Origin of the sequence: Campylobacter concisus (assembly GCF_003048875.2) — a bacterium.
Taxonomy (GTDB): domain Bacteria; phylum Campylobacterota; class Campylobacteria; order Campylobacterales; family Campylobacteraceae; genus Campylobacter_A; species Campylobacter_A concisus_AU.
Map to the genome: position 1 here is coordinate 147,043 of NZ_CP049264.1, position 24,259 is coordinate 171,301.

Consider the following 24,259-nt stretch of genomic DNA (forward strand, 5'->3'; position numbering starts at 1 on the left):
ATATTAATGACTTTAAGGGAATAAAAATAAATTTATTAAATGATGCAAACCTGCAAAGAACTACTAGAATTTGGGATATAGCACAAGTATTATATGAGTCACCTAACAAATCAAGAGAAAACTTAGAGAAAAAAGCGAGACAATACAAATGTTTATTTAATAAACCAAATGAAACCAATAATAACTATGATAGTTTAGAAAAAAGATTGAAAGAGCAACAAATGGACAAAAACATAACATCACCAACATCATCACTAACTAGGCCAGTCATGCTAGCATCTGGCAACTCGGTGGCAACAGACGGCTTTGTAGATTATGGCGTATCTAACGATGCCTTCTCTACTCTTCAGATAGCAAACGATAAATTTATAGTCACAAGGGCTGATATAAATGAGAGTTTAGAGGATATATTTAGCATAGAGTGCTTTGCCTATATAAATTTAGTCAAAAACCCGCTTTACGAAAATTTAGAGAGCATATATAACGATAACGCTCAAACTGGCATATATAGATACCTTGATAAAGGCATGAAGCTAAGTATAAAAAGACCATCTTCTACGAACAAGAGTATCATCCCAGGCAATAATGGCAGTGACCATATCTACTTTAGCGGCATAGTAAGCGATGTCGAGTATCTAGGCGTTGATGACGATAGCAGTACAAATATAGACAAAAAATATTTCTTCAAATTTAAACTCACATCTTCGCTATATAGACTAAGTATAAATAGAGCAAATAGAATTTACACAGACCAAAGCGTGCTTGAAGTAGTAAAAGAAATTTTGTCTTTTAACAAGCAAAGGCTAACCAAAGAGCTAGACTTCTCAAACATCAAAAATAGCTACAATAAAAAAGAATTTATAGCGCAGTACAACGAAAGTGACCTAGCCTTTATAACAAGACTTTGCCATGATAGCGGTATATATTTTTACGAAGATAATGAGAAAATTTACTTTCACGATACCTTTATCCTAGCTTATAGTAACCAAGCTGAAGGCCTAGTACAGAGCGAACCGAGCAATGGCAAAGAGGCTAGAAAAGTAAGCTTTAATGTAAATTTAAATAACAATCTTGCAAGCGAACACATAAATAAAATCACAAAGAGCGAAACTCTAAAAGCAAATAGCTTCACCCACTCATTTCAAAACACAGCCTATCCAAACGTACTAGAGAGCAAAAATGAGAAGATATTTGACGAGCAGGTAAATATCTATGATAAGCATATAAATTTAGATGAGTATTCATTTAGTGATACGAGGTTGCTTGAGGTCAGCACCTATCTTAAAAAGCTAAGAAGCGATATGCTTTTAAAAGAATTTATCGCTAGCTCAAATGTCTTTGCTCTAAATTTAAACGACAATATCTCAGTCGCCATAGATCAAAGTAGTGGCGAATATGAGTTTAAAATAATAGCCATAAAACACACTTATATAGACGAAAGTGTCTTAGAAAATACTCTAAATTTAGGCGACAATGTCCCTTTAAAAGATAAGAAATTTATAAGCTCATATACAAATGAACTAAGCATCATCCCAAGCAGTGTGAAATTTGTGCCAAGCTACAAGCAAAAGCCAAAAGCGCCTGACATCACTCTAGGTCTTGTTGTAGGACAAGATGGGCTAAACAGCCAAATAAACACCATCCATACGGATAGCTACGGTAGGGTAAAGGTAAGACTAAATGCCTTTAGCACACAAGAGCAGATAGATAAAGATGATACCATAAACGCAAGCTATCATAAAAGTGCCTATCTAAGAGTGATCACGCCGATAGCTAGCAACAGCTCTGGCTTCTTTGCGATACCTAGGGTCGGCGATGAGGTGATCATCTCATTTTTGCAAAACGACATAGACAACCCAGTGGTAAGCGGCAGCCTATATAATGCCTCAAATATGCCACTAGTAAATGTAGATAACAACTACCACCAAACATCGCTTAGCTCAAAAACAATCGGTGCAAACGAGACCGGCATAAACGAGATCACTTTGTCAAACTTAAAAAATAAAGAGCAAATTTATGTAAAAGCGGAGAAAGACTACGACGAGCTAGTAAATAACGACTTTTCTCAAACGATCCTAAACGACAAAAGCTCTCAAGTGCATGGTAGCTACACCGAAAGGGTCAAAAAAGCACACATCCAAACGATAGATCTTGCTAAAAACGTAAATGTCGGTGGCGAATATCTAACGACGGTTGGACTTTCAAAAGATACGGTAGTAGGCGTCTCAAATACACTAAATGTAGCTGTTGATGATACAACTAGAGTTGGTCAAGATAGACACGAGTTTGTCGGCAATGACAAATTTGTCGAGATAAAATCAAACCTCAACACAACCATACACAACGATGAGACTAAAGAGATAAAAGGTACCAAAGAGCAAAACATAGATGGTAGCTACAAGCTAAACTCTCAAAAGGGCATAAATGAGTTTAGTAACGAGCACATCGTGCTTCAGGCAAACAACTACATCGACATAAATGCTAAGTCGAATTTTACAACAAAAACAGCCGCGCAGCACACCGAGATGGCAGACTCTAAGTATAGCGAGATCGAGACGACATACGAGGTAAATGCTAAAAATGAGATCATCCACCAAGTAGGCAGCACCAAAGTAACCATAAATGGCGCAAGTGTCGTGATAGAAGTTGGCGGCATAAAAGCGATATTTGACAGCATGGGACTAAGAGTCATCGGCGGAGATATCAAAGCGCTGTAAAAATATAAAAAGCAAAGAGGTCTTAAAATAGTATAAAGTAGCTAAGTAAGCAAGGGTAAAATTGAGAGATTATGATAAAAGACCAATAGTTATAAAGGACAATAGCTTGCTCTTTGTATTTATTTTTGTTCTGCCAGTGCTTATTGTAGATTTTATTTATTTATTGCTTGGCGCTAATCGCTTTTTGTCAGCTATCATAGCATTTGGTATTGTAGCTTATATATTGCCGTATTTAAAAAATAAAAACTACATTGCCATAAACTCTGATAGTATGAAATTTTTGGAAAATGGCAATATTATAAGAGAGATAAAATTAAACGAAGATTTCGAAATTTATAAAAGTTTTGAAAATCTAAGTAAAGAGTTAAAAGGAGCTAGGAGATATTTGACAATACCAGCAAGAATAACTCTTTATCCTTTGACAATAATGTCAAATTTTATTTTTTGGCTTTTATTTAAAAAAAAAGTAAATTATAAATTTTATGAGTATATTATTTTAAAACAAAAAAGCGTGATAATTAGTATTAGCCCAAATACCAATTACGAAAGAACGCTGATAAAAAAATTCTTTAAAGATAATTTTAATATTGATATAGAAAAAGCAAAAAAATTGCTTATATTTGATGGGGAGTAAAGATGAGAGATTATGATAAAAGACCGATAATTATAAAGGACTATAATTCGATATTTTCATGTTTGTTTTCATTACCATTCGTTTTAGGTTGTTTTATTGCATTATTTGTTTTTGAAAATAAAATAATAATTTCTGCTTTAATTGGTCAAATGTTTTTTATTCATATTAGACCATATATTTTTTATGGTCGAAAAAGAAGCATAAGACTATTTAATAAAAGGATAGATTTTTGTCAAAATAATCATCTAGTCGAAAGTATAAATTTTGATGAAAAATTTGAAATTTATAAAACATTTGATGATTACTATCACAAAACTCAAAAATTAGATAAATTTGCAAACTTCTTTAGGTTTATCTCGGTACCAGTATCTTACTTACTATATTATCTGCCTATTTTAATTATTAAATTTTTATTTTATTTTTTTAAGACAAAAGGAATGTTTTATAAATTTTATGACTGCATTATTATTTTTCAAGGCGATAAAGTTTTAAATATACTTGCCACTTCAAGATATGAGAGAGCTTTGGTTAAAAAATATTTCTTAGATAAATTTCAGATAGATATAGACAAGTTAAAGTTTTATAAAAAGCTTTTTCATGGCTTTGAAAATATAAAATTAGGAGAGCTTGATGAATAATGAACAAGAGAGTAATTTGGATAATTTAAATAGGGACAAAAGAGATAAATTTTTAAATAATCTAGAGATGGCTAAAAATTTACTGACTGTAGCTGGTGATATTGCAACATCGGTTTCTCCTTTGAAAAATATAAGTAGTGCTAAAGGTCTTATTTTGATGCAATCAACTGCCGGTGGCATTATAGTCGATACTGCTAAAGGAGATACATGGGATGAACAAATAGTCGGAATAGTTGGAGACTTTGTAGGGCAAGTAATTTTATATGTGACTTTAAAGGGTTCTGCTACTCCTTTAAACTCTGCATTAACTTTATCAGGCAATCACCTTGGCTCTCATTTAAAAAATGCTCTAAAGTCAATGAAGTTATATGATAAAAATAATTCTTATACTTATACTTATAAAAAAGATTTTCAGGCTATGGTCGGAGGGCAGCTGCAAAAGGTGCCTTATGCAAAAGTGCCTATAAATAGAAATGGTGAAATGGTAACCACTCCAACTCATCAGCCGCTCTATTATGCAAGCAATGAAGCAGAGTATAACCATTATGAAACGCTAAAAAATAGCGTAAAAGAAAAAGAAATTTCTGAGCTAAGCTTTAAAGAGATATGCGACTTTTTTGCAGTTTTAAATACGCCTATGTCTTCTGAGTACAATAAAGCTTTGAAATACAATAATGACAAGCAAGAACATATAGATGATAAGCAAACTCTTTATGAAATTTTTAGTGCCTACGCTAGTGAAAATGGCATAGATGCTGAAACTTCGCTATCTTCTTTTTCAGAAAAACTCCACTCTTTTATAAAAGAAGCCATTAGTACTATTTTCTCTCTTAAAAACATATATGTAGTTAGCATAAGCTCTGATGGAACTAACAACATCTCAAAGATAAATAAAGCGCTAAAAAAGCGAGAAGAAAATTCTGAGTTTAAAGCGGGCAATAAAGAAGAAATTTTACTGATATGCCCCTATCATTCAGCGCAGATCATAGCGCCATATCAGCCTAAAAATACAAAACTTACCATCATCTTGGCAGATAAGACATACCTAGACTGTATAAATTTAAACCCACAAGGAAGTAAAGACGAGAGCAAACTTATACTAACTAACTATAAATTTAACCCATACGAAGCAAACAGCAAAGAAGAAGATATAAAATTTGTAGATTCAGCGACAAGCGGAGATATCACGCTTTATAAAGATGGCAATAATAAATTTATCTCACAAGATAAAAAATACTCTTATGATGGCTCCAAAGTAACTTTAAATTTCTTTAATAATCTAAACTTTAACCTGCTAAATTTTGCCAAAGAAAATGGCTTAAGCCTAAGAAGTGATAAATCCTCAGCCATGTTTGATGTAAAATTAAAACTAGCAGACAAAGAAGAGAGCAAACCAACTACAAATAGTGGGAATTGTAATCTCATAGTAAAAAATCTAATAATCACTGATGAAAATTTAAATAGCAGTGATATCAAAGAAATTTATTTGCATAACTGCGAAGACAAAAGAGTATATCGCTCTTGCTCTCTTGAGAAAAATGATAATGATGAAGCAGATAAAAACTCATACACGGCTAAATTTAATATAAATCTCATCCTTGATAAAGACCAAAGTGTCTTTAAAAGAACAACTAAATTTATATTAGCCTACCGTGATCTAAGTAAAGACTACTCAACTAGCGATATCCATAGCATGAGTGATAATAGCGTCATCTCTCTTGAAGCAAAGAAAAAAGCAGAAGGCAGTATCACATATGATCTAAAAACTTCACTTATTGAGGTGGCAAATAATATAACTGGCGTAGTTGTAGATGTGCAAAACATAGATCAAACAATCATACAGGACACTATAAATTTAAAAGCTGTCTATAAGCCAAATAAGGGTGATGATAATTATAAAGAGGTGAATTGGTCTTATAAAATTATCAAGCAAGGCGAGTATAACAAAGAAGTAAAGTCAAATTTTGTAGCAAATGATATAAAGCTGGAGGGAGAGAAATTTAAAGGCAAAGAGATAAGCTTCACTCCACAAACTGATATAAAAGATCAAAAGCTACTGGATAAGCTAAAAGAAGGCGATAGTACATTAGTGTTTTTTGCATATCTAAAAGCACCAAGATATACGACGAGATATGGTAAAACTCATGGAAGGGTTGATGTAAATCACTAAAAATCATTATTTTTAGAATTTGATGGAGAATTTTTGTCGATACATATAACTTATAATGAATTAAAACAAGTTCATTCCTTTAAGGCGGTTTCAGGTGCACCAATAAAAAGTGGTTCAAATTATTACTTTGACTACAGTAAAAAAAGACAACTTTTGGCAAACGAGGGGCCAGTTCCTGAAGGCATGTATTATATAACGCCTTTATCTAGCAATAAAGATGATGCAATTCAATATTGGGAAAAGTTAGATAATGTTCAACACTTTAAAGCAAGTATTGCGATGGGTTCTTGGCCTGGTGGCAAGAAATCTTGGGGCAATGTTAGAATTTTGACGATACTTCCTAAAAGTATAGCTTTATAAAATATAAGCAAAAAAATATAAAATGTAATAGTGATTTAAAGTTAAAATTTTGCACAGAAGAAACAGACTATGACCAAGATTTTTAAATACGTATTTTTGTTTTTATTTTTGCTTCTATCTTGCTCTATGGTATTTGCATCATCCTTGCCATTTTCTACTCTTTTGCAACATGAAATCATAGGCAGATATTTTATTTTTGGGGTACTTGGCCTAGTTTTTATTTTTCTAGATAAATTTTATAATAATCTCTTTATCAAATACCTTGTCGTGTCCTACTTCCTTGATATCATAATATCTTGTATTTTGATATCGCTAGAGCTTTTTGGTTTAAAATTTCCTACAACTTTTAAACAAGATTATACTTTGCTTCCAATAGAAGTATTTTTTATAGCTTTGTTCTTTATCGCCACTGCGATAATCGGCATTTACTCATTTTTTAAAGGATATGAAAGATCTTTTAAAATTTGCTTTACAATATGTCTGCTGGCATATATTTATCGCTTTATCTTGATGCAAATGGCTTTTTTATGATCGATAAAGCTAGTTTGTGAAAATTATAGAAAGTTCTCAAATGAAAATATTTTATATAGTAGTTTTACTAAGTACTTTTTTATTTGCTTCTGAAATTTCAGAAGCTTTTGGGGATCTAGACGGTGATAGCAAGGACGAAAGAGTAGTGGTTTGGCAAGATAGTGACTTGCATAGAGTTTTGCAAATTTTCAAAAGAGATAGTGAAAATAAATGGATCAAATGGCAAGAATTTAGTAATGTAATAATGAAGTCTGATGATGGTGGTGCCATGGGAGATCCTTTTGAAGGTTTGGAGATAAAAAATAGAGTGATCACAATAAATCATAGTGGCGGTGGCGGTAGATTTGAGTGGAGCTATATCCACAAATACAGACTTGATTTAAAAGATAAAATTTGGAAATTAATAGGCGTTAGCGTAAATATGCTAGATAAAAATGTAAGAGATCAAAACTTGAACTATAACCTTCTAACAAATAAAGCCATATACAAGGTAGAGTGCTTAACAAAAGAGGCAAACAAATGCAAAAATATAAAAAATTTTATGTTTGATGTAAAAAACAATAACCAAATAGATATGAATAAAATAAAACTTGGAGAAAACCAACTTATCGTTCCAAAATATAATGAGAAAATATATTATTGATGCAATGTAAGATAAGGCGTAGTTAGATAGCTAGAGAAGACTAACATCATTTTTACGATAATCCAACTATCATAAATGATTTTTATTGGATTTGTTTGGCTCAATTTATATAAATTCAGAGGTTGTTTGTGGCTCAATATTAAGCGATAACAGCATTTTTTACTTATTTATGCTTTACATGGAGCATGATAGCCTTTGTGGCTTATGCGTTTTAAATTTTATCTATATTGTGCTTAGACATTATAAAGGGTAAAATCAGGTAAGTAGTTATAAATTTATAAAAGTATTCTGGAGGAAATTATGAAAAAAATACTGCTTACAGTAAGTGTAATATCTATGTTTTGCTGGTCAAGCGAGATTGTAGTTGATTGTGATGAGGGTTATGAAGAAAAAATTTGTAATGGTGATTATAGTTGCGTTGCATCAAAGTGCATTTATAAAAATACTGATTTGCTTGGGGCTTACAAGCACTATTTAAAACAATACTTTCAAGACGATAGAAAAAAGATATATAAGAGCGCTTCCAAAGAGATGAAAATGCCAAATTTAAATAAAACCATAAGGCTTGAATATAAATTTAAAAGCAGACCAGAAGATAGTGAAAACACATGCTATTTCAACCTAACAAGAGCTGGTAAAAACTATCTCAAACTAGAATACAATGATTGTTCTAACGAATCTCTCTTCAATGTTGATTTTAAAAAAGTTAATAATGGGATAGAAGTAATTTTGGATGGCGACAGCGGTGCATAAAAGTGGTGAGCTTACTAGGATTTAGAGAAAGAATATAGTCTTGATGGTAGCCGATATAAGGTTGGTATAATTTTATATCCTATTTTTTAATATTAACTTATGTGAATTGTCTATATTGTGCCAGCTAGGGTTAAAAAATTACGATGATATAGTGAGCAATAAATATTGGCTGTATAAGTATTAAAAATTTTAACCCAAAACCACAAGTAAATTTACATAAAACTCTATCTTTACAATATTTTGTAATGTCACACGTTTCTGCTAAAATCGCCCCTTTTAATTTACCTAAAAGGGAGAAAATGAAGAGATATTTAGCCGAGTTTTTTGGCACATTTTGGTTAGTTTTTGGAGGTTGCGGTAGTGCGATATTTGCAGCAGCTTTTCCAGAGCTTGGTATTGGATTTGTAGGTGTTGCGTTTGCTTTTGGTCTTACAGTTCTTACGATGGCTTACGCAGTTGGTCACATCAGTGGCGGACACTTCAACCCTGCTGTCTCAGTTGGTCTATTAGTTGGCGGAAGATTTGATAAAAAAGACTTCGTGCCTTACGTCATCGCACAAGTTATCGGAGCGATCGCAGCTGCTGCTGTGCTATATCTTATCGCTTCAGGCAAGGCTGGATTTGACGCTACTGCAAGCGGTTTTGCTAGCAACGGATACGGCGAGCACTCACCAAATGGCTACAGTCTAGTTTCAGCACTTGTTGCAGAGATCGTTCTAACTGCGTTTTTCCTTATCATCATCCTAGGTGCTACTGACGAGCGTGCTCCAAAGGGCTTTGCACCGATCGCTATTGGCCTTGGTTTGACACTTATCCACCTTATCTCGATACCTATCACAAACACATCGGTTAATCCAGCTCGCTCAACCGGTGTTGCGATATTTCAAGGCACTTGGGCGTTAGAGCAGCTTTGGCTTTTCTGGGTTGCGCCTATCGTTGGAGCGATCATTGGAGCTATCATTTATAGGATTTTAGGCTGCACATGCGGCTGCAAAAGTGCAAAATAATCAAATTTTATACTTCAAGGGGCGATCTTCGCCCTTTCTACTTCTAAAAATTTAAATCAGTAAAAAGAAATTTATAAGATATTTTTGAGGGGGTCATCTAAGAAATTTAATTCTTAGATGAAGAGAGGTTTTAGGCCTTTTTTGTCATCGCCCTAATAGGTATAACAAATATCGCTGCAATGAGGTAAAAAACGATACCAAATACAGCTGCCATCATAAATATCTCGCCGATATCATAAAAGCTTGACTCAAGCCTAATGGTATCCACGTAATTTATCGCAAACCATAATGCTACACCAAGAGCGATAGCAAAAACAAAAAATCCCCAAGAAAATAAAAAATTTAAAATCTTAGTCATCAACTTTTCTCCTTTTTGAGTTTATTTATCTATCTTAAATCCGCCGCCAAGTGCTCTATAAACTTCAACCGCGCTATCTACCTCATCAAGCTTAGCTGAGATATCTTGAAGCTTTGCTTGAAGCAAATTCCTCTGTGCATCAAGAAGCTCTAAGTGACCGATATAGCCAGCGTTATACTGATCTTTAGCAAGCGAATAAATTTTTTGCTGCGATTGTAGCAAATTTTTTACCTGATCCAAAGAGAGCTTTGCGTTTTGCCTTGATATAAGGGCATCTCTAACCTCACCAAGGGCTGATCTAACGGTCGCTTCGTAAGTGATAGCTGCGATTTGCTCGTTTGTCTCTGCGATGCGGACATTGTTTTTTGTCCTGCCATAGTCAAATATTTTTTGCGCTAAAGAGCCACCTATGTTCCAAGTATTGGCATTTCCTACAAATATATTTTCAAAATCAATACTTGTAAAGCCCAAAAGTCCGGTAAGTGAGATCGTAGGAAAATAATCAGCCTTTGCCACGCCCACAAGAGCATTTGTAGCTTTTAGATCTGCTAGCGCCTTTGCCACGTCACTTCTTCTAAGCAAGACATCTGAGCTGATGCCAGCCTTTATCTCAGGCGAACTTGGTAAATTTTGCGCACTAGCAACGGCTCCTTTTAAAATTTCATCATTGCTCTTGCCAGTTAGGATGGCTAGCGAAGTAAGCGCTTGCGACTTGGAGTTTAGCACTGAAGTTAGGCTAGTTTTTGCCCTTTCAACCTCAGCCTTACTTTGCAGATAGGTCATCTCGTTTATGCCACCAAGATCAAGCTGCGTCTTGCGAAGTGCTAACGTATCTTCGTAGGTTTTTAGAGTCTCTTTTAGCACCGCTTCTTGCATGTTTAGCGATACTAGAGCAAAGTAGCTTTTTGCCACACTTGAGCTAAGGCTTAGTCTGGCGCTATCATAGTCAAATTTACTCGCATTTAAATTTTCATTAGCTGCAAGCACGCTATTTCGCACTCTACCCCAAAGATCTATCTCATAGTTTAGCCCTAAATTTATGCTCGAGCTTCTATAGCGTGTTTGAGGCTGCCCAGTGTAAGTTTCACCACTGGTCTTTGCCTTGGTATAACTTACATTTAAATTTACCCCTGGCAGCAAATCAGCCTCAGCAATGCCAAGACTTGCCTTTGCTTTTTGTAAATTTAAATATGCAATACGTAAATTTGTATTTTTCTCAAGTGCGCTTTCGACTAGAGAATTTAAATTTTCATCGTGAAATTCTTTCCACCAAAGATCTCTTATGTCGCTTGTCTCAAAAGTGTATGTTGAGGTGAAATTTGTATCCACGTTTGGCATATCTGGGCGAAACGAGCAACCAGCCAAAAACGCCGCTGTTATAAGTATAAACGCCTTATTTCTCATCTTTTTTTGCTCCCTTTTTCCAGTATTTTTCATTTAAATTTTCAAGCAAATAGTAAAACAACGGCACGAAAAATATCGCTATTGTTGTTGATGCGATCATACCGCCAACCACGCCAGTTCCTAGTGAGTGGCGAGATGCAGCGCCTGCGCCTGTGCTGATAACCATCGGGAAAACGCCTAAAGTAAATGCGATCGAGGTCATTACGATAGGTCTAAAGCGAAGTTTGGCCGCATTTATCGCTGCGTCAAATATACTCTTTCCACTCTCGCGCTCTTGCATCGCAAATTCTACGATCAATATGGCGTTTTTGGCCGCTAGACCGATGAGTAGCAAGAGTCCGATCTCAAAGTAGATATCGTTTGTTAGCCCTCTTAACCAAACAGCTAGCAACGAGCCAAATACTGCAAACGGCACGGCAGTGATGACTGCAAGTGGGATGAGCCATCTTTCGTACTGAGCCGCAAGGATCAAAAAGACAAAGACCATACCAAAGATAAAGGCGACCGTGCCTGTTCCTTGAGAATTTACCTCTTGATACGCAGTTCCAGCCCAGCTTATAGCGTAGTCGTCGCTACTTAGCGTGTCATTTACGACCTCTTGGATCGCCCTTATCGCATCACCTGATGTGTAGCCAGGTTTTGGATCGCCCATGATCTTAGCCGCTGGAAAGAGGTTAAATCTATCAACGATATCAGGTCCTATCGATCTTGTAAGCGTCGCTACTGAATTTAATGGCACCATCTCGCCCTCATTTGAGCGGACGAAAATCTTTCTTAGATCCTCAGGGTTGTTTCTAAAGTTATCACTCGCCCTTGCATATACGCGGTAAGATTTACCAGCAAGGTTGAAGTCATTTATGTAGTAAGAGCCAAAAGTAGCCGCTATCGTGCTAAAAATTTCACTCTCGCTTACGCCAAATAGCCTTGCTTTCTCTTTATCAACAGTTATCTTAAACTGGCGGTAGTTTGTCTCAAGCGTAGTTCTCACATTTGTTAGCTCAGGTCTTGCATTTGCTGCTGCAGTTACCTTTCTAGCGTCTGCTTCTATCTCGTTGTAGCTCTTGCCACTTTTGTTTTGTAGATACATTTCAAAGCCGCCAGTCATTGATAGACCCATGATAGGTGGCACGTTTACGACGAAGGTCATTGAGTTTTTAGAGCCCCAAAGCATGCCATTAAACTGACCTACCAAAGCATCTGCGCCGTCTGTTGCACCTTTTCTTTCGTTCCAGTCTTTTAGCTTGACAAAGCTAATGGCTGAGTTTTCCCTAAGCGAGCTAGCTAGCATATCATAGCCTGCAAAGCCCATGGTAAATTCGACATTTGGATTGCTCAAAATGGCGTTACTAATAGATTTTACCTCTTCTTTAGTCTTTAGCATATTTGTTGAAGGTGGAAGTGAGGTGATAACCATCAAAGCGCCCTTGTCTTCTGAAGGCACAAGCCCTTTTGGCACCTTTTGAAACAAGCCATACGTAGCAAATCCCATTATGCCAATTACTATAAAGCTAATGATGACGTGTTTTAAAATTTTTGCCACGCCTGCTGTAAAGAGCCTAGTGCTAAAGTCAAAGAAGTCATTAAATTTCTGAACTATCCAAAATGGCTTGCTCTCTTGCTTTTTAAGCATAACTGCACAAAGCGCTGGCGTAAGAGTAAGAGCGACAAAGCCTGAGATACAAACAGCAACGACAAGTGTTAGTGCAAACTGCTTTTGTATAACGCCGACAAAGCCCTCCATAAATGAAACTGGCACGAAAACCGCGCAAAGTACGAGCACGATAGAGATGACTGGAGTTTGCACCTCTTCCATCGCCTTAAATGTCGCGTCTTTTACGCTTATCTCTTTATCTTCATGCAAAATTCTCTCGACGTTTTCTATAACGATGATCGCGTCATCCACGACGATACCGATGGCTAGGATCAGGGCAAAAAGTGTGATCAAATTTATACTAAAGCCCATCACATAAAGCCCGCCAAATGTGCCTATGATAGAGACTGGCACAGCAAGCATCGGTATGATGGTAGCTCTAAAGCTCTTTAAGAAGAAGTACATTACGATAAGAACTAGCACCATCGCTTCTACGAAAGTTTTTATAACTTCGTCTATTGAGACGGTGATAAATTCAGTTGGGTTGTAGGCTATCGTGTGCTCTAGGCCAACTGGATAGGTTTTCTTTAGCTCTTCAAGCTTTGCTTTGACCGCTTCAGCAGTTGCAAGTGCGTTTGCGTCGTTTTGTAAAAATAGCAAAAGTGGCACTGCTGGCTTGCCATTTAGCATAGCTTCAGATGCGTAGCTAGCAGCTCCAAGCTCGACTGTGGCGACCTCTTTTAGCTTGACAACTGTGCCGTTATCACTTTTTATCAAAATTTCACCAAACTGCTTTGGATCTTTAAAACGTCCTTCAGAAACTACTGAATAAACATAAGGATTCTCGCCCTTTGATGGCTGCTCGCCGATCTTGCCAGCGGCGTATTGTGAGTTTTGAATTTTTACTTGTGAGATGACATCGCTTGGAGTTAGTTTAAACTGAGCGAGTTTGTCTGGCTTTAGCCAAATTCTCATCGAGTACTCTTTGTTGCCAATTAGCACTGTATCACCGATGCCATTTACCCTTTTGATCGCGTCAGCAATGTTTAAATTTACATAGTTATATAGCTCAACTTGGTTCATATTTGGATTTGTAAAGCCAACTACTTGAAGGATCGAGCCACTTCTTTCGCGCACCGTTACGCCCATACTTTGCACCTCTTGAGGCAATCTTGAAAGGGCAGCTTGCACGCGGTTATTTACATCGATCGTTGCTTGTTTTGCTGACGAGCCGATCTTAAAATATACGCTTATATTCATAGTACCTGCAGAGCTTGAGGTGCTTTGCATATAAAGCATATTTTCAACGCCATTTATCTGATCTTCAATGGCACTTGCGACTGAGTCAGCGATCGTCTGTGCATCAGCACCGCTATATGTCGCACTTACAGAGACAGTAGGCGGTGTAAGACTTGGATACTCCTCTATAGGAAGCCCTTTGATACCCATAAAACCTGCTATAACTATGATGATAGATATAACAGTTGCAAATATCGGGCGGTTTATGAAAAATCTTGAAAACATCTATCTGCCTTTACTTGCTACTTGTAGCGTTTGCATCTTTATTTAAGAAATTTGCGCTTAGGTCTTTGTCAGTTTCAACTGGTGCGCCAACTCCGATTTTAAGGAAGTTACTAACTATTATCTTATCGCCCTCCTCAAGACCCTCAGTCACTACGATCATATCTTTTGTTTGATATCCTGTTTTTACATTTTTTTGGCCTACTTTGCCATCTTTTACGACCAAAACATAAGTGTTTGTAGCGCTTTGTTGAAGGGCAACTTGTGGGATGTTAAAGGCATTTTTTTGAACAAATCCGCTCATCTTTATATGACCAAACGCACCTGGTAAAATTTTACCTTCACTATTATCAAAGCTAGCCTTTGCCAAAATGCTGCCAGTTGCGGTATTTACGACATTATCTATAAAAGTCACTTTGCCAGTGAAATCTTTATTATTTAAATTTAAGACAGCCTCGCTATTTAGTTGCTGCCAAGCGCCACTATCTAAATTTGCTTTTCTGCTTAGATTATCCACGTCTGCGATGTAAAAGTCAGCTTCGATCGGATTTATCTTAGTTAGTCTTACAAGTTTTGTTTGGCTTGCTATGACAAGTGAGCCAACATCGACTTTATTATCGCCCACTACGCCGTCAAATGGAGCTACTATGCTTGTGTAGCCTAGATCTATTTTTGCACTTTTTAAATTTGCTTTTGCGCTTACTAAATTTGCATTTGCGATATCGTAAGCTGCAACGGCTGCGTCGTAGTCTTTTTGAGAGACTGCATTTTTCTTATAAAGGGCAGAAATTCTTTTAAACTCAGTCTCGGCATTTTTTAAATTTGCATTTGCAACGCCAACAGCTGCGTCAAGTGAGTCGTAGCTGGCTTGATATTTCTCTGGATCTATGAGAAATAGCTTCTCTCCAGCCTTTACCTTATCGCCAGGCTTAAAAAACTGCTTTATGATCGTGCCGCCAACCTTTGGATAGATGATGACATCTTGGTTACTTGTAACTGTGGCCGTGTAGTCAAAGCTAATAGGCACATCTGTTTTTTGTGCAACAAATATATCAACATGAGATGTTGGCATCTGGCGGCCAGCAGCAGCCTTTTTGTCGCTACTTTCAAAGCAGCCAGAAAGCAAAAAAACGGCAGCTGAAAGCATAAGAAAACTTTTAAATTTCAACATAAAAACCTCTCTTAATTTTAAATTTTAATCCCAAATTTAGTTTTGTAATTTTCATTACAAAATTTTAAATGCCATGAATATAACCAAAAATAAATTAAAAGTCAATTCTACTTCTTAATAATGCCATTTAAAAATAGCTCCACGCACAAAGCAACGTGCTCTTCACGCTCTTTTTTGCTTAGTTTTGGCTCTTTGTTTATCATAAGCGAGTCGAAGTAATAAAGACCAATTACATTTTTCATAAAGCACTTTGCGGCAAATTTGACTGTAAATTTTGGATTAAGCTCGGCTTTTACCTCATCTCTTTCAAAGAAATTTATAAGCACAAGATCGATCCTATTTAAAATTTGATCTAAAAATACCCTGCCAAGTTTGCCGCCATTTTTAGAGCCCTCGCTCATCATTATCCTACCAAGTGAGATATTTTTCTTGGTGCAGATGATAGAAAAAATAATGGTTGCAAATTTGGTTAAAAACTCCTCCAAGCTGTGAGAAATTTTAAGATCTATCTTCTCATCGATCTCTTTTATAAGAGCGTTTATCTCTTGCTCGATGATCGCTTGAAAAAGCCCCTCTTTGCTCTCAAAAAATGTGTAAATGCTAGCAAGCGAGCCGCCACTTATCGCCACGATATCGCTAAGGCTTGTCTTTTCGTAGCCATTTTTTAAAAATAGATCAAGCGCTGTTTTTACGATGAGCTCGTATCGTTTTTTGCCTTTTTCTGAGATCGCCATTTCACTTCCCACTAAATTTTCGTCATTTTATCATCTTTTAGGATAGATAAAGGTGCTAGCTCTTTGCACGCTGATAGTTGGCTCGTCAGTGGCGTAAGCTTTTATATTTATATGTTTTAAAAGATCTTTTTCGCTTGTGTTTTCATTTTTTGATTTTAGCGTGACGATTACCTTTTGCTTTGCGCCAGCTTTTAGTGTAAAAGGCTTATTTGGACGAGAAATTTCTATGCTTTTATCATCTATCTCAAAGTAAAATTTATGATCCTTGCTTTGGGTATTTTGCACTAAAAATACATAAGAATTTTCAACCTCGTCTTGATCTAAAACCTTGTAAAGCTCGCTTGTTCTATTTATATTTAAAAGCATGCTCTCTTTTTTACCGCTCATCAGCGCTGCAGCTACCAAAACTACGCACAAAATGACAAGATAAGCAACCGTTCTAAATCTAAAAATTTTCACCTTTTTATTTTCATTTTGAGAATTTATACTTCTCCACTCGATGAGCGAGCTTTCGTTAAAATGCCCCATCACTTTAGCGCACGCGTCACTACACTCAAGGCAGTTTATGCACTCAAGCTGCATGCCTTTTCTTATATCTATATGCGTCGGGCATATCCTTACGCAGGCCTCGCACCCAGTGCAAAGTGCGCCTTCTTCTTTTGGCTTTTTAAATTTCTCACGGCCATCATATATGACGCCGCCTCGTTTTTGATTATAAATAACCTGGATCGTGTCGCTATCAAACATAACTGACTGCACCCTCGCATACGGGCAGACATAGACGCAGAAATTTTCTTTTAAAATGACCACGTCATAGACTAGCCAAGCAGCTATGCTAAGCCAAAATGCAAGTAAAATTTTATGTTCGCTTGGCTCGCTTATATAGGCTAAAAACTCAAATGGCGGCACAAAAAACCACATGAAATTTGCAGCTATGATAAGGGCTAAAACGCACCAAATTCCAACAGCTAATGCACGCTTAAAAATTTGACCTTGTGGCTCATTTTGTTTGTTTTGTATGTTTTTTCTGATCTTTAAAATTTTAGTCTGCAAAAGGTCACGAAAGAGCGTTCTAAAAATGGTCTGCGGACAGCTCCAGCCACACCAGATACGCCCTGCAAGCGTCGTTAGGAAAAATATAGTCAAAAACAAAGTGATAAACAAAAACGGCAGCAAATATAGCTCTTGCATATCAAATTTTGTAAAAAATAGATCAACTCTGCTCTTATCAAAACTTAGCAAAAATAGCTGCGCGTCATTTATCCTGATAAATGGCAAAATAAATACAAATAGCGTGATACAGGCAAAAAAAATGTAACGCCTCTTGGCGTAGGTAAGATGAACATCCTTTGACATGGTAAGCCTTTTTGATTTTTTGTGATTATACATTAAAACCGCTTTAAACCCATTTTTGCCCTTTTTTTAAGCTATATTTTTACAAATTCTTTAAAGGAGCGTGCATGATTTCTAGACGAAAATTCATAAAGACAAGTTTAGCAGCCACAACACTAGCTGCTTTAAATTTAGAGGCGTCACAAAACGAGCCAAAATGGGATAAAGAATTTGACGTACTTATCGTTGGTAGCGGACTTAGCGCAAATGTTGCTGGTATAGTTCTGGCAGAGGCTGGACTAAAGGTAGCGCTGATTGAAAAGATGTCAAGGCTTGGTGGCAACTCAGTCATCTCACAGCTTGACTTTGCATGCGTTGGATCAGACGAACAGGTAAATGCTGGCATAAAAGACTCCATAGAACTTTTTGTCAAAGACCTAAACAAAGCAGGTAAGGGTTTTAACGACGTTGCGCAATCTCTACGCATAGCTGAAAATTCGAAACGATCGTATGAATTTGTAAAGGCAAGAGGTGTTAAATTTGCTAGCAAGCTAAAACATCTTGGCGGACATAGCGTAGCCAGAAGCTTAGAGACAGATGGCGGCGGTGGAGCGTTTGTTCAGACTTTAAATTCGCACTTTGAAAGTAAAGGCGGGGCAAGTCTTAAGCGCGTAAAGGCTGATGAGATTATATTTGACGAGAGCGGCAAGGTAATAGGCCTAAAGGTGAGAGAAGAGTATAAATTTGATAAGAGCTTGGCTGATGACGACATACAAAACACAACAGGCGATAGCAAATTTTACAAAGCAAATAAAGCTGTCATCTTTGCAAGTGGTGGATATTCGGCAGATAAGGCATTTAAAGCTGCTCAAAATCCAAGACTAGCTCTTGCTAAAACACCTTCAAATCCAGGCGCAACAGCTGGTGCTTTAAAGATGATGCTAGCAGCTGGAGCAACGCCTATTCAGCTAAGTCTTGGTAGGTACTCTTTTGGGATCCCAACTGAAGACCTGGTCTTTTCAATGATAGTCGATGGTAAAAACTCAAAAAGGTTTATGAACGAAGATGGCGATAGGCAGGGCTTGTCGGATAAAATTTTAGAAAATATGCAAGATAATAACTCAGATAAATTTGCAGTGATAATCTTCGATGAGGTCGGCTTTGGAAGCAGTCATGATCCAAAAAGACTAAACAAATTTGTGGAAGATGGAAAGATGAAGAAATTTCAAAATTTAGATGAGTTGGCAAAGGAATTTGGGCTAAATTTAGAAGCTTTAAACAGCGAGATCAAGCGATATAATGAAAATATAGAGAAAAAAGATGATAGTGACTTTAAAAAAGATATAAGTAAGGTAAATACTATCTCAAAAGCTCCGTTTTACGCGATGCTAGCAGCTCCTGGTATAAGCTATACACCAGGCGGAGTAAGGGTTAGTTTAAATTTTGAAGTTTTAGCTTTGAAAGATAATATGCCTATTAAAAATTTATATGCCATAGGCGAAGCAACAGGTGGAATTCACGGCTATGCAAGACTGACAAGTTGCTCTACGCCAGACTGCATTAGCTCTGGTTTGATAGCTGCTGAGCATATTTTGAAAGCTTAAATTTATAAAAAACAGACTATACTCACGGCTTATTTTAATCTGAAAGGTGGTGAGGACGTTGCCTGGTATTAAGGTACATCCTAACGAGTCATTTGACGAGGGTTACAGAAAGTTTAAAAAACAAACTGACCGTAACTTAGTCGTTACTGAAGCAAGAGCTAGACGCTTCTTTGAGCCTAAGACTGAGATCCGCAAGAAACAAAAAATTGCAGCTCGCAAGAAAATGCTTAAACGTCTTTATATGCTTAGACGCTACGAGTCAAGACTCTAAAACCAAGACAAAGAGGGCTTTGCTCTCTTTGTTTAACTCTTCTTTTAGCCTTATTTTTTTATAATCAAAGCAATTTTTTTATTTTATTTTAAACGGAAATCCGATGCAAAAGCTAGCTGTAAATGAAGCTGCAGAAATTTTAGGCATAACAAAAGAAGCAGTATATAATAGAATCCGCCGAGGCTCGTTAAAAACGGTCATTGAAAATGGCACTAAATTTGTCATCCTTGACGAGGAGCCAAGTAGCGAAAAACCCACAAAAACCGCCCCAAAAAGCACAAAAACTAAATCCCAAAACGACGAGTTTGTAAGTTATTTGCTAAATGAGCTAAATGAGCTTAAGAGCTTAAATTTAAACTTACAAGCCGACAAAGACAGGCTTTTTAAAGAAAAAGAGCAGATGCTCATTGAGCGCAAAAATGAAATTTTGCAAATTTACAAGGACAGAGACGAGAAGCTCATGCAGTTTCTAAATGCTATGCAAAGGCCACTTTTAGCACCTAAAAACGAAAGTGCCGCAAGCGAAGTGGCGATAGATGCGCAGATAGAGGACGAATCAAAATGGATAAATTTAAGCGAATATCTAAAGGAGTTAAATTTAAAGCCAAAAGCGACAAAAAAGATCAGTGAAAAGATAATAAAAGCGATACATCACTCCAAATTTATCAAATTTAAACGCGGCGTGATACTTGTTAGAAGACATAAAAATTTAAAAGAGTTGATAGGAGAGATATGAAACACATTAAAAAGATAGCAACTTATGCTGCGGTTGGGGGATTTGGTGCCATTATAATGGCTGGACTTGCTGGTTGCGGGAGCGACGATGGCGGTAATGAAAACGCACTAAATGAAGTTGCGCAAAAAAACGGCGCCTTTGTCATCATCGAAGAGAGTGCACCTGGCGTTTATAAAATTTTAGAAGAGTACCCAAGCACCGAAACTAGGGTCGTGCTAAAAGATATAAACGGCACCGAGCGCGTGCTAAGCAAAGAGGAGATCGATAAGCTTCTAGCGCAAGCAAACGCAAAGATCGACAACAACACTTCAAATTTGACAAGAACTAGCGATGCACAGCTAAGTAGCGGCGGGCTAAGCCTTGGCGAGACGATCCTTGCCTCAGCAGCTGGCGCGATACTTGGTAGCTGGATAGGCAGTAAGCTCTTTGGTAACCAAAATTTCCAAGCAAATCGCCAAAGCACATATAAAAATCCAAGTGCCTACACAAGAAGTGTGGATAGCTTTAACAAGCAAAAAGCGGCAAATTCTGCTGCAAGAAGTAGTGGCGGTAAGAGCGGATTTTTCGGTGGTGGCTCAAAGTCAGGCTCTAGTTCATCAAGCTTTGGAGGCTGAAAATGATAAATTTAAGAAAAATCACCCCGTTAAATAACGAATTTATGGAGAAGATCGGCTTTGCATGGCATATAAAGAGATATGAAACACATTAAAAAGATAGCAACTTATGCTGCGGTTGGAGGATTTGGTGCCATTATCATGGCTGGACTTGCTGGTTGTGGAAGCGACGATGGCGGTAATGAAAACGCACTAAACGAAGTTGCGCAAAAAAACGGTGCCTTTGTCATTATCGAGGAGAGCGCACCTGGCGTTTATAAAATTTTAGAAGAGTATCCAAGCACCGAAACTAGGGTCGTTTTAAAAGATATGAACGGCACCGAGCGTGTGCTAGGCTATGACGAGATAGAAGATCTATTAACTCATGCAAGTGATACAGAAGATAGCAAGACGTTAAATTCAACAAAAGAGAGCGACGCACAGCTAAGTAGCGGTGGTCTAAGCCTTGGCGAGACGATACTATCTTCAGCAGCTGGCGCGATACTTGGTAGCTGGATAGGCAGTAAGCTTATTGGTAACTTAACCTATCAAGCAGTTCGTCAAGCAAGTAGTTATGCTCATCAGAGCGTTTATTCAAGAAGTTCTGAAAGTTATAATAAGAGTAAGAGAAGGTATAGAACCTCAAGCGATAGCTCAACTAAAAGCAGTGGCAGAAGCGGGTTCTTTAGTGGTGGCAAAAAATCACATTTACACTTTGGAGGATAAAAATGATAAATTTAAGAAAAATCACCCCATTAAATAACGAATTTATGGAGAAAATCGGCTTTGCATGGCATACAGATAACGACAACAGCTCGTATATCGCAGATGAGATCGTGCAAGTAAGCGAAAAAGAGGCAAATGCCTACTATGAGGCTGCAAACGAGCTATATGATATGTATGTAAATGCCGCTCAGCACGTGATAGACAACAACCTTTTTCACGAGATGGGCATACCATTTAACCTTGTTGATATCATAAAAGATAGCTGGGAAAATGACGTTCATTGGCACCTTTACGGCAGGTTTGACCTAGCTGGCGGGCTTGATGGTAAGCCTATAAAGCTGATCGAATTTAACGCCGACACGCCAACGGCAGTTTTTGAGACGGCGATCATCCAGTGGGCTATGCTAAAGCTAAATCACATGGATGAAGCGGCCCAGTTTAACGACCTTTACGAGTCGCTAAAGCAAAATTTCAAACGCCTTATAACGCTTGGCGACGAGGATGCGGACTTTGACGAGCTTTACGAGGGCTGGGGGATACTCTTTAGCAGCATCGCTGGCAGTATCGAGGACGAGCAGACCGTAAAACTTCTGCAATACATCGCAAAAGAGGCTGGCTTTGAAACAGACTTTGCCTACGTCGATGAGGTCGTTTTTAACGATGATGAGGGCATTTTTAAAGGCGATGAAAATTTCGAGTACTGGTTTAAGCTTGTCCCTTGGGAGAGCATAGCGATCGATGAGGGCGAGCTGGCTTTGATACTTTCAAACATTGTCAAAAATCAAAAAGCTATCATCATAAATCCAGCCTACACGCTGCTTTTCCAAAGCAAAGGGATTTTAAAAATCCTTTGGGATCTTTATCCTAATCACCCGCTCTTGCTTGAGACCTCAAATGAGCCACTAAAAGGCAAAAAATATGTGAAAAAGCCGGTATTTGGCAGAGAAGGCGCAAACGTCTCGATACACGATGAAAACGGCGCGCAAATAGCTAGCAATGATGGCGAATACGACTCAAACAAAGCCATCTATCAAGAATTTTACGAGTTTAATCAAGACGAGAGGGGCGAGAGCTACCAAGCAGGGGTATTTTACGCTTATGAGGCATGCGCGCTTGGATATAGAAAGGGCGGTAAAATTTTAAATAACTACTCTAAATTTGTAGGACATTTTATTAAGGACTAAAGGTGAAGATCGTTTGTTTAGACGCAGCCACTCTTGGCGAAAACGTTGATCTTAGTGTTTTTAAGAAATTTGGCGAGTTTATCAGCTACCAAAAAACTAAGAGCGAAGAGGTCGTGCCTCGTCTAAAGGGCGTTGATGTCGTCATCACAAACAAGGTCGTCATCGACAAAGCCGTGATGGAGGCGACAAATTTAAAGCTTATCTGCATAAGCGCAACTGGTATGAATAATGTCGATCTAGAGCATGCAAAAGCTAAAAATATAGCTGTGAAAAACGTCGCTGGCTACTCAACCGCAAGCGTCGTGCAGCATACGTTTGCCTTGCTTTTTGAGCTAACAAATCGTATCGAATTTTACGATCACTACGTAAAAAGTGGCGAGTGGGTGAAAAGCGAAATTTTCACCTATCTTGGCGCAGATATCAGCGAGATAGCCGGCAAAGAATTTGGCATCATCGGACTTGGCGAGATAGGACGCGGCGTGGCGGCAGCGGCACGTGCATTTGGCGCAAACGTGAGCTACTACTCGACAAGCGGAGCAAATAAAAATAGCGAATTTGCGCAAAAAAGCTTAGACGAGCTACTAAGAAGCAGCGACATCATCAGCATCCACGCACCACTAAATGAAAAGACTAGAAATTTACTGGGCACAAACGAGATAAATTTGCTAAAAGATGATGTGATAGTGCTAAATTTAGGACGTGGCGGCATAGTAGATGAAGCGGCGATGGCAAGGGCGATAGATGAGAGAAATTTACGCTTTGGCACCGACGTTTTAGAAAGCGAGCCGATGAGCGAAAATAGCCCATTTTTAAATGTAAAAAACAAAGAAAATCTGCTCATCACGCCACACGTAGCATGGGGCAGCCTAGAGGCTAGAAAACGGCTGATCACACTCATAGTTAAAAATATAGAAGAATTTATAAAAGGATGAAAAATGGCAAGCGAACACAGCTTTGATATAAGCGCCGAGGTCGATATGATGGAGGTTAAAAACGCTCTTGAAACGGCTAAAAAAGAGATCGCAGCGAGGTATGATTTTAAAGGGCTTGCGGCCGAAGTTGAGCTAAATGAAAAGGAGAAATTTATCACGCTTCTTAGCTCAAGCGATAACAAGATCGACGCGCTAAAAGATATCGTGATCTCAAAGCTCATCAAGCGCAACATCCCACCAGTGGCGATCACAGAGACAAAAAGAGAGCCAGCAAGTGGGGGGAATTTAAAGGCGACGCTAAAGCTAAACGACACGCTTGATAATGAAAACTCAAAAAAGATCACCAAAGCGATCAAAGACTCAAAGATCAAGGTTAGCGCGCAGATCAGGGGTGAAGAGATCAGAGTAACAAGCAAAAGCATAGATGATCTGCAGGAGTGTATAAAGCTCGTTAGGGGGTTAAATTTAGAACTTCCGATAAGCTTTAAAAACCTAAAGTAATGGCTTTTCGCGAGCGCCTTTAAATGAGCTAGAAAAATTCTCGCTCCGCAGGCTATATCGCATATTTTCGCTTTATTATGCGTCGTTGATTTAAATTTTTGCTCGGTCATTACCAGCTCGGTAACTCCCGTCACAAAAATTTAAATCG

Annotated in this window: 22 protein-coding genes; 16 read left to right on the forward strand and 6 right to left on the reverse strand. The window is 37.7% G+C overall.

Going from position 1 to position 24,259, the window contains the following annotated elements:
* Positions 1-221: 221 nt before the first annotated feature.
* The 8 genes from CVT07_RS00790 (at position 222) to aqpZ (ending at position 9,453) form a co-directional block, all read left to right on the forward strand.
* Positions 222-2,717, forward strand: a complete 2,496-nt coding sequence (locus CVT07_RS00790; RefSeq protein WP_196375740.1) for a type VI secretion system Vgr family protein — start codon at positions 222-224, stop codon at positions 2,715-2,717.
* A 61-nt stretch (positions 2,718-2,778) separates the two neighbouring features.
* Positions 2,779-3,351 (forward strand): hypothetical protein, encoded by a 573-nt coding sequence (locus tag CVT07_RS00795; protein WP_107937410.1) that lies wholly within the window; start codon positions 2,779-2,781, stop codon positions 3,349-3,351.
* A gap of 2 nt (positions 3,352-3,353) precedes the next feature.
* Complete coding sequence (locus CVT07_RS00800; protein ID WP_196375741.1) at positions 3,354-3,989, forward strand: hypothetical protein; 636 nt, start codon at positions 3,354-3,356, stop codon at positions 3,987-3,989.
* Positions 3,982-6,159: a hypothetical protein gene (locus CVT07_RS00805; RefSeq protein ID WP_107937414.1), complete on the forward strand. Its 2,178-nt coding sequence runs from the start codon at positions 3,982-3,984 to the stop codon at positions 6,157-6,159. The genes CVT07_RS00800 and CVT07_RS00805 overlap by 8 nt, the downstream gene beginning before the upstream one ends.
* A 33-nt stretch (positions 6,160-6,192) precedes the next feature.
* Entirely contained in the window at positions 6,193-6,519 is a 327-nt protein-coding gene (locus CVT07_RS00810; RefSeq protein ID WP_107937416.1) for a hypothetical protein, read from the forward strand.
* A gap of 547 nt (positions 6,520-7,066) precedes the next feature.
* Entirely contained in the window at positions 7,067-7,693 is a 627-nt protein-coding gene (locus CVT07_RS00815; RefSeq protein ID WP_159071308.1) for a hypothetical protein, read from the forward strand.
* Between the two features lie 300 nt (positions 7,694-7,993).
* Complete coding sequence (locus tag CVT07_RS00820) at positions 7,994-8,446, forward strand: hypothetical protein (protein ID WP_107937422.1); 453 nt, start codon at positions 7,994-7,996, stop codon at positions 8,444-8,446.
* A 299-nt stretch (positions 8,447-8,745) separates the two neighbouring features.
* Complete coding sequence (gene aqpZ, locus CVT07_RS00825; RefSeq protein WP_103574900.1) at positions 8,746-9,453, forward strand: aquaporin Z; 708 nt, start codon at positions 8,746-8,748, stop codon at positions 9,451-9,453.
* Positions 9,454-9,583: 130 nt separating this feature from the next.
* On the opposite strand, the gene CVT07_RS00830 is transcribed toward aqpZ, so the two are convergent.
* From CVT07_RS00830 to ccoG, 6 genes are all read right to left on the reverse strand, one after another.
* Complete coding sequence (locus CVT07_RS00830; RefSeq protein WP_004318043.1) at positions 9,584-9,811, reverse strand: hypothetical protein; 228 nt, start codon at positions 9,809-9,811, stop codon at positions 9,584-9,586.
* Positions 9,812-9,832: 21 nt separating this feature from the next.
* Positions 9,833-11,215 carry an efflux transporter outer membrane subunit gene (locus CVT07_RS00835; RefSeq protein WP_107937424.1) on the reverse strand — a complete coding sequence of 461 codons (1,383 nt, stop codon included), beginning with the start codon at positions 11,213-11,215 and terminating at the stop codon, positions 9,833-9,835.
* Positions 11,205-14,330, reverse strand: a complete 3,126-nt coding sequence (locus tag CVT07_RS00840) for an efflux RND transporter permease subunit (RefSeq protein WP_107937426.1) — start codon at positions 14,328-14,330, stop codon at positions 11,205-11,207. The genes CVT07_RS00835 and CVT07_RS00840 overlap by 11 nt, the downstream gene beginning before the upstream one ends.
* 10 nt (positions 14,331-14,340) lie before the next feature.
* Positions 14,341-15,498 carry an efflux RND transporter periplasmic adaptor subunit gene (locus tag CVT07_RS00845; RefSeq protein ID WP_107937428.1) on the reverse strand — a complete coding sequence of 386 codons (1,158 nt, stop codon included), beginning with the start codon at positions 15,496-15,498 and terminating at the stop codon, positions 14,341-14,343.
* Between the two features lie 107 nt (positions 15,499-15,605).
* Complete coding sequence (locus CVT07_RS00850) at positions 15,606-16,232, reverse strand: TetR/AcrR family transcriptional regulator (protein WP_107937430.1); 627 nt, start codon at positions 16,230-16,232, stop codon at positions 15,606-15,608.
* A gap of 30 nt (positions 16,233-16,262) precedes the next feature.
* Positions 16,263-17,588 (reverse strand): cytochrome c oxidase accessory protein CcoG, encoded by a 1,326-nt coding sequence (gene ccoG, locus CVT07_RS00855; protein ID WP_107937474.1) that lies wholly within the window; start codon positions 17,586-17,588, stop codon positions 16,263-16,265.
* A 104-nt stretch (positions 17,589-17,692) separates the two neighbouring features.
* Here ccoG and CVT07_RS00860 point away from each other — a divergent pair, with 104 nt between their 5' ends.
* The 8 genes from CVT07_RS00860 (at position 17,693) to CVT07_RS00895 (ending at position 24,111) form a co-directional block, all read left to right on the forward strand.
* Entirely contained in the window at positions 17,693-19,168 is a 1,476-nt protein-coding gene (locus tag CVT07_RS00860; protein ID WP_107937432.1) for an FAD-dependent oxidoreductase, read from the forward strand.
* Positions 19,169-19,226: 58 nt separating this feature from the next.
* Positions 19,227-19,439, forward strand: a complete 213-nt coding sequence (gene rpsU / locus CVT07_RS00865) for a 30S ribosomal protein S21 (protein WP_009294994.1) — start codon at positions 19,227-19,229, stop codon at positions 19,437-19,439.
* A gap of 103 nt (positions 19,440-19,542) precedes the next feature.
* Entirely contained in the window at positions 19,543-20,175 is a 633-nt protein-coding gene (locus tag CVT07_RS00870) for a transcriptional regulator (protein WP_004317981.1), read from the forward strand.
* The gene (locus CVT07_RS00875; RefSeq protein WP_103573929.1) at positions 20,172-20,789 is read left to right on the forward strand and encodes a UPF0323 family lipoprotein; all 618 of its coding nucleotides are present in this window, start codon (positions 20,172-20,174) and stop codon (positions 20,787-20,789) included. The genes CVT07_RS00870 and CVT07_RS00875 overlap by 4 nt, the downstream gene beginning before the upstream one ends.
* An 81-nt stretch (positions 20,790-20,870) precedes the next feature.
* On the forward strand, positions 20,871-21,494 hold the full coding sequence (locus tag CVT07_RS00880; RefSeq protein ID WP_107937434.1) for a UPF0323 family lipoprotein: 624 nt from the start codon (positions 20,871-20,873) through the stop codon (positions 21,492-21,494).
* Between the two features lie 2 nt (positions 21,495-21,496).
* Positions 21,497-22,678, forward strand: coding sequence for a glutathionylspermidine synthase family protein (locus CVT07_RS00885; RefSeq protein WP_107937436.1), 1,182 nt, complete (start codon positions 21,497-21,499; stop codon positions 22,676-22,678).
* A gap of 2 nt (positions 22,679-22,680) precedes the next feature.
* The gene (locus CVT07_RS00890; protein WP_107937438.1) at positions 22,681-23,610 is read left to right on the forward strand and encodes a D-2-hydroxyacid dehydrogenase; all 930 of its coding nucleotides are present in this window, start codon (positions 22,681-22,683) and stop codon (positions 23,608-23,610) included.
* Between the two features lie 3 nt (positions 23,611-23,613).
* Complete coding sequence (locus CVT07_RS00895) at positions 23,614-24,111, forward strand: YajQ family cyclic di-GMP-binding protein (protein WP_107937440.1); 498 nt, start codon at positions 23,614-23,616, stop codon at positions 24,109-24,111.
* Positions 24,112-24,259: the final 148 nt, after the last annotated feature.

Bases quoted from the DNA above. Each gene is read 5' to 3' on its own strand.
- CVT07_RS00790 (WP_196375740.1), top strand. From the start codon at position 222: ATGGACAAAAACATAACATCACCAACATCATCACTAACTAGGCCAGTC.
- CVT07_RS00800 (WP_196375741.1), top strand. From the start codon at position 3,354: ATGAGAGATTATGATAAAAGACCGATAATTATAAAGGACTATAATTCG.
- CVT07_RS00805 (WP_107937414.1), top strand. From the start codon at position 3,982: ATGAATAATGAACAAGAGAGTAATTTGGATAATTTAAATAGGGACAAA.
- CVT07_RS00820 (WP_107937422.1), top strand. From the start codon at position 7,994: ATGAAAAAAATACTGCTTACAGTAAGTGTAATATCTATGTTTTGCTGG.
- aqpZ (WP_103574900.1), top strand. From the start codon at position 8,746: ATGAAGAGATATTTAGCCGAGTTTTTTGGCACATTTTGGTTAGTTTTT.
- CVT07_RS00830 (WP_004318043.1), bottom strand. From the start codon at position 9,811: ATGACTAAGATTTTAAATTTTTTATTTTCTTGGGGATTTTTTGTTTTT.
- CVT07_RS00835 (WP_107937424.1), bottom strand. From the start codon at position 11,215: ATGAGAAATAAGGCGTTTATACTTATAACAGCGGCGTTTTTGGCTGGT.
- CVT07_RS00840 (WP_107937426.1), bottom strand. From the start codon at position 14,330: ATGTTTTCAAGATTTTTCATAAACCGCCCGATATTTGCAACTGTTATA.
- CVT07_RS00845 (WP_107937428.1), bottom strand. From the start codon at position 15,498: ATGTTGAAATTTAAAAGTTTTCTTATGCTTTCAGCTGCCGTTTTTTTG.
- CVT07_RS00850 (WP_107937430.1), bottom strand. From the start codon at position 16,232: ATGGCGATCTCAGAAAAAGGCAAAAAACGATACGAGCTCATCGTAAAA.
- ccoG (WP_107937474.1), bottom strand. From the start codon at position 17,588: ATGTCAAAGGATGTTCATCTTACCTACGCCAAGAGGCGTTACATTTTT.
- CVT07_RS00860 (WP_107937432.1), top strand. From the start codon at position 17,693: ATGATTTCTAGACGAAAATTCATAAAGACAAGTTTAGCAGCCACAACA.
- CVT07_RS00870 (WP_004317981.1), top strand. From the start codon at position 19,543: ATGCAAAAGCTAGCTGTAAATGAAGCTGCAGAAATTTTAGGCATAACA.
- CVT07_RS00875 (WP_103573929.1), top strand. From the start codon at position 20,172: ATGAAACACATTAAAAAGATAGCAACTTATGCTGCGGTTGGGGGATTT.
- CVT07_RS00880 (WP_107937434.1), top strand. From the start codon at position 20,871: ATGAAACACATTAAAAAGATAGCAACTTATGCTGCGGTTGGAGGATTT.
- CVT07_RS00885 (WP_107937436.1), top strand. From the start codon at position 21,497: ATGATAAATTTAAGAAAAATCACCCCATTAAATAACGAATTTATGGAG.
- CVT07_RS00895 (WP_107937440.1), top strand. From the start codon at position 23,614: ATGGCAAGCGAACACAGCTTTGATATAAGCGCCGAGGTCGATATGATG.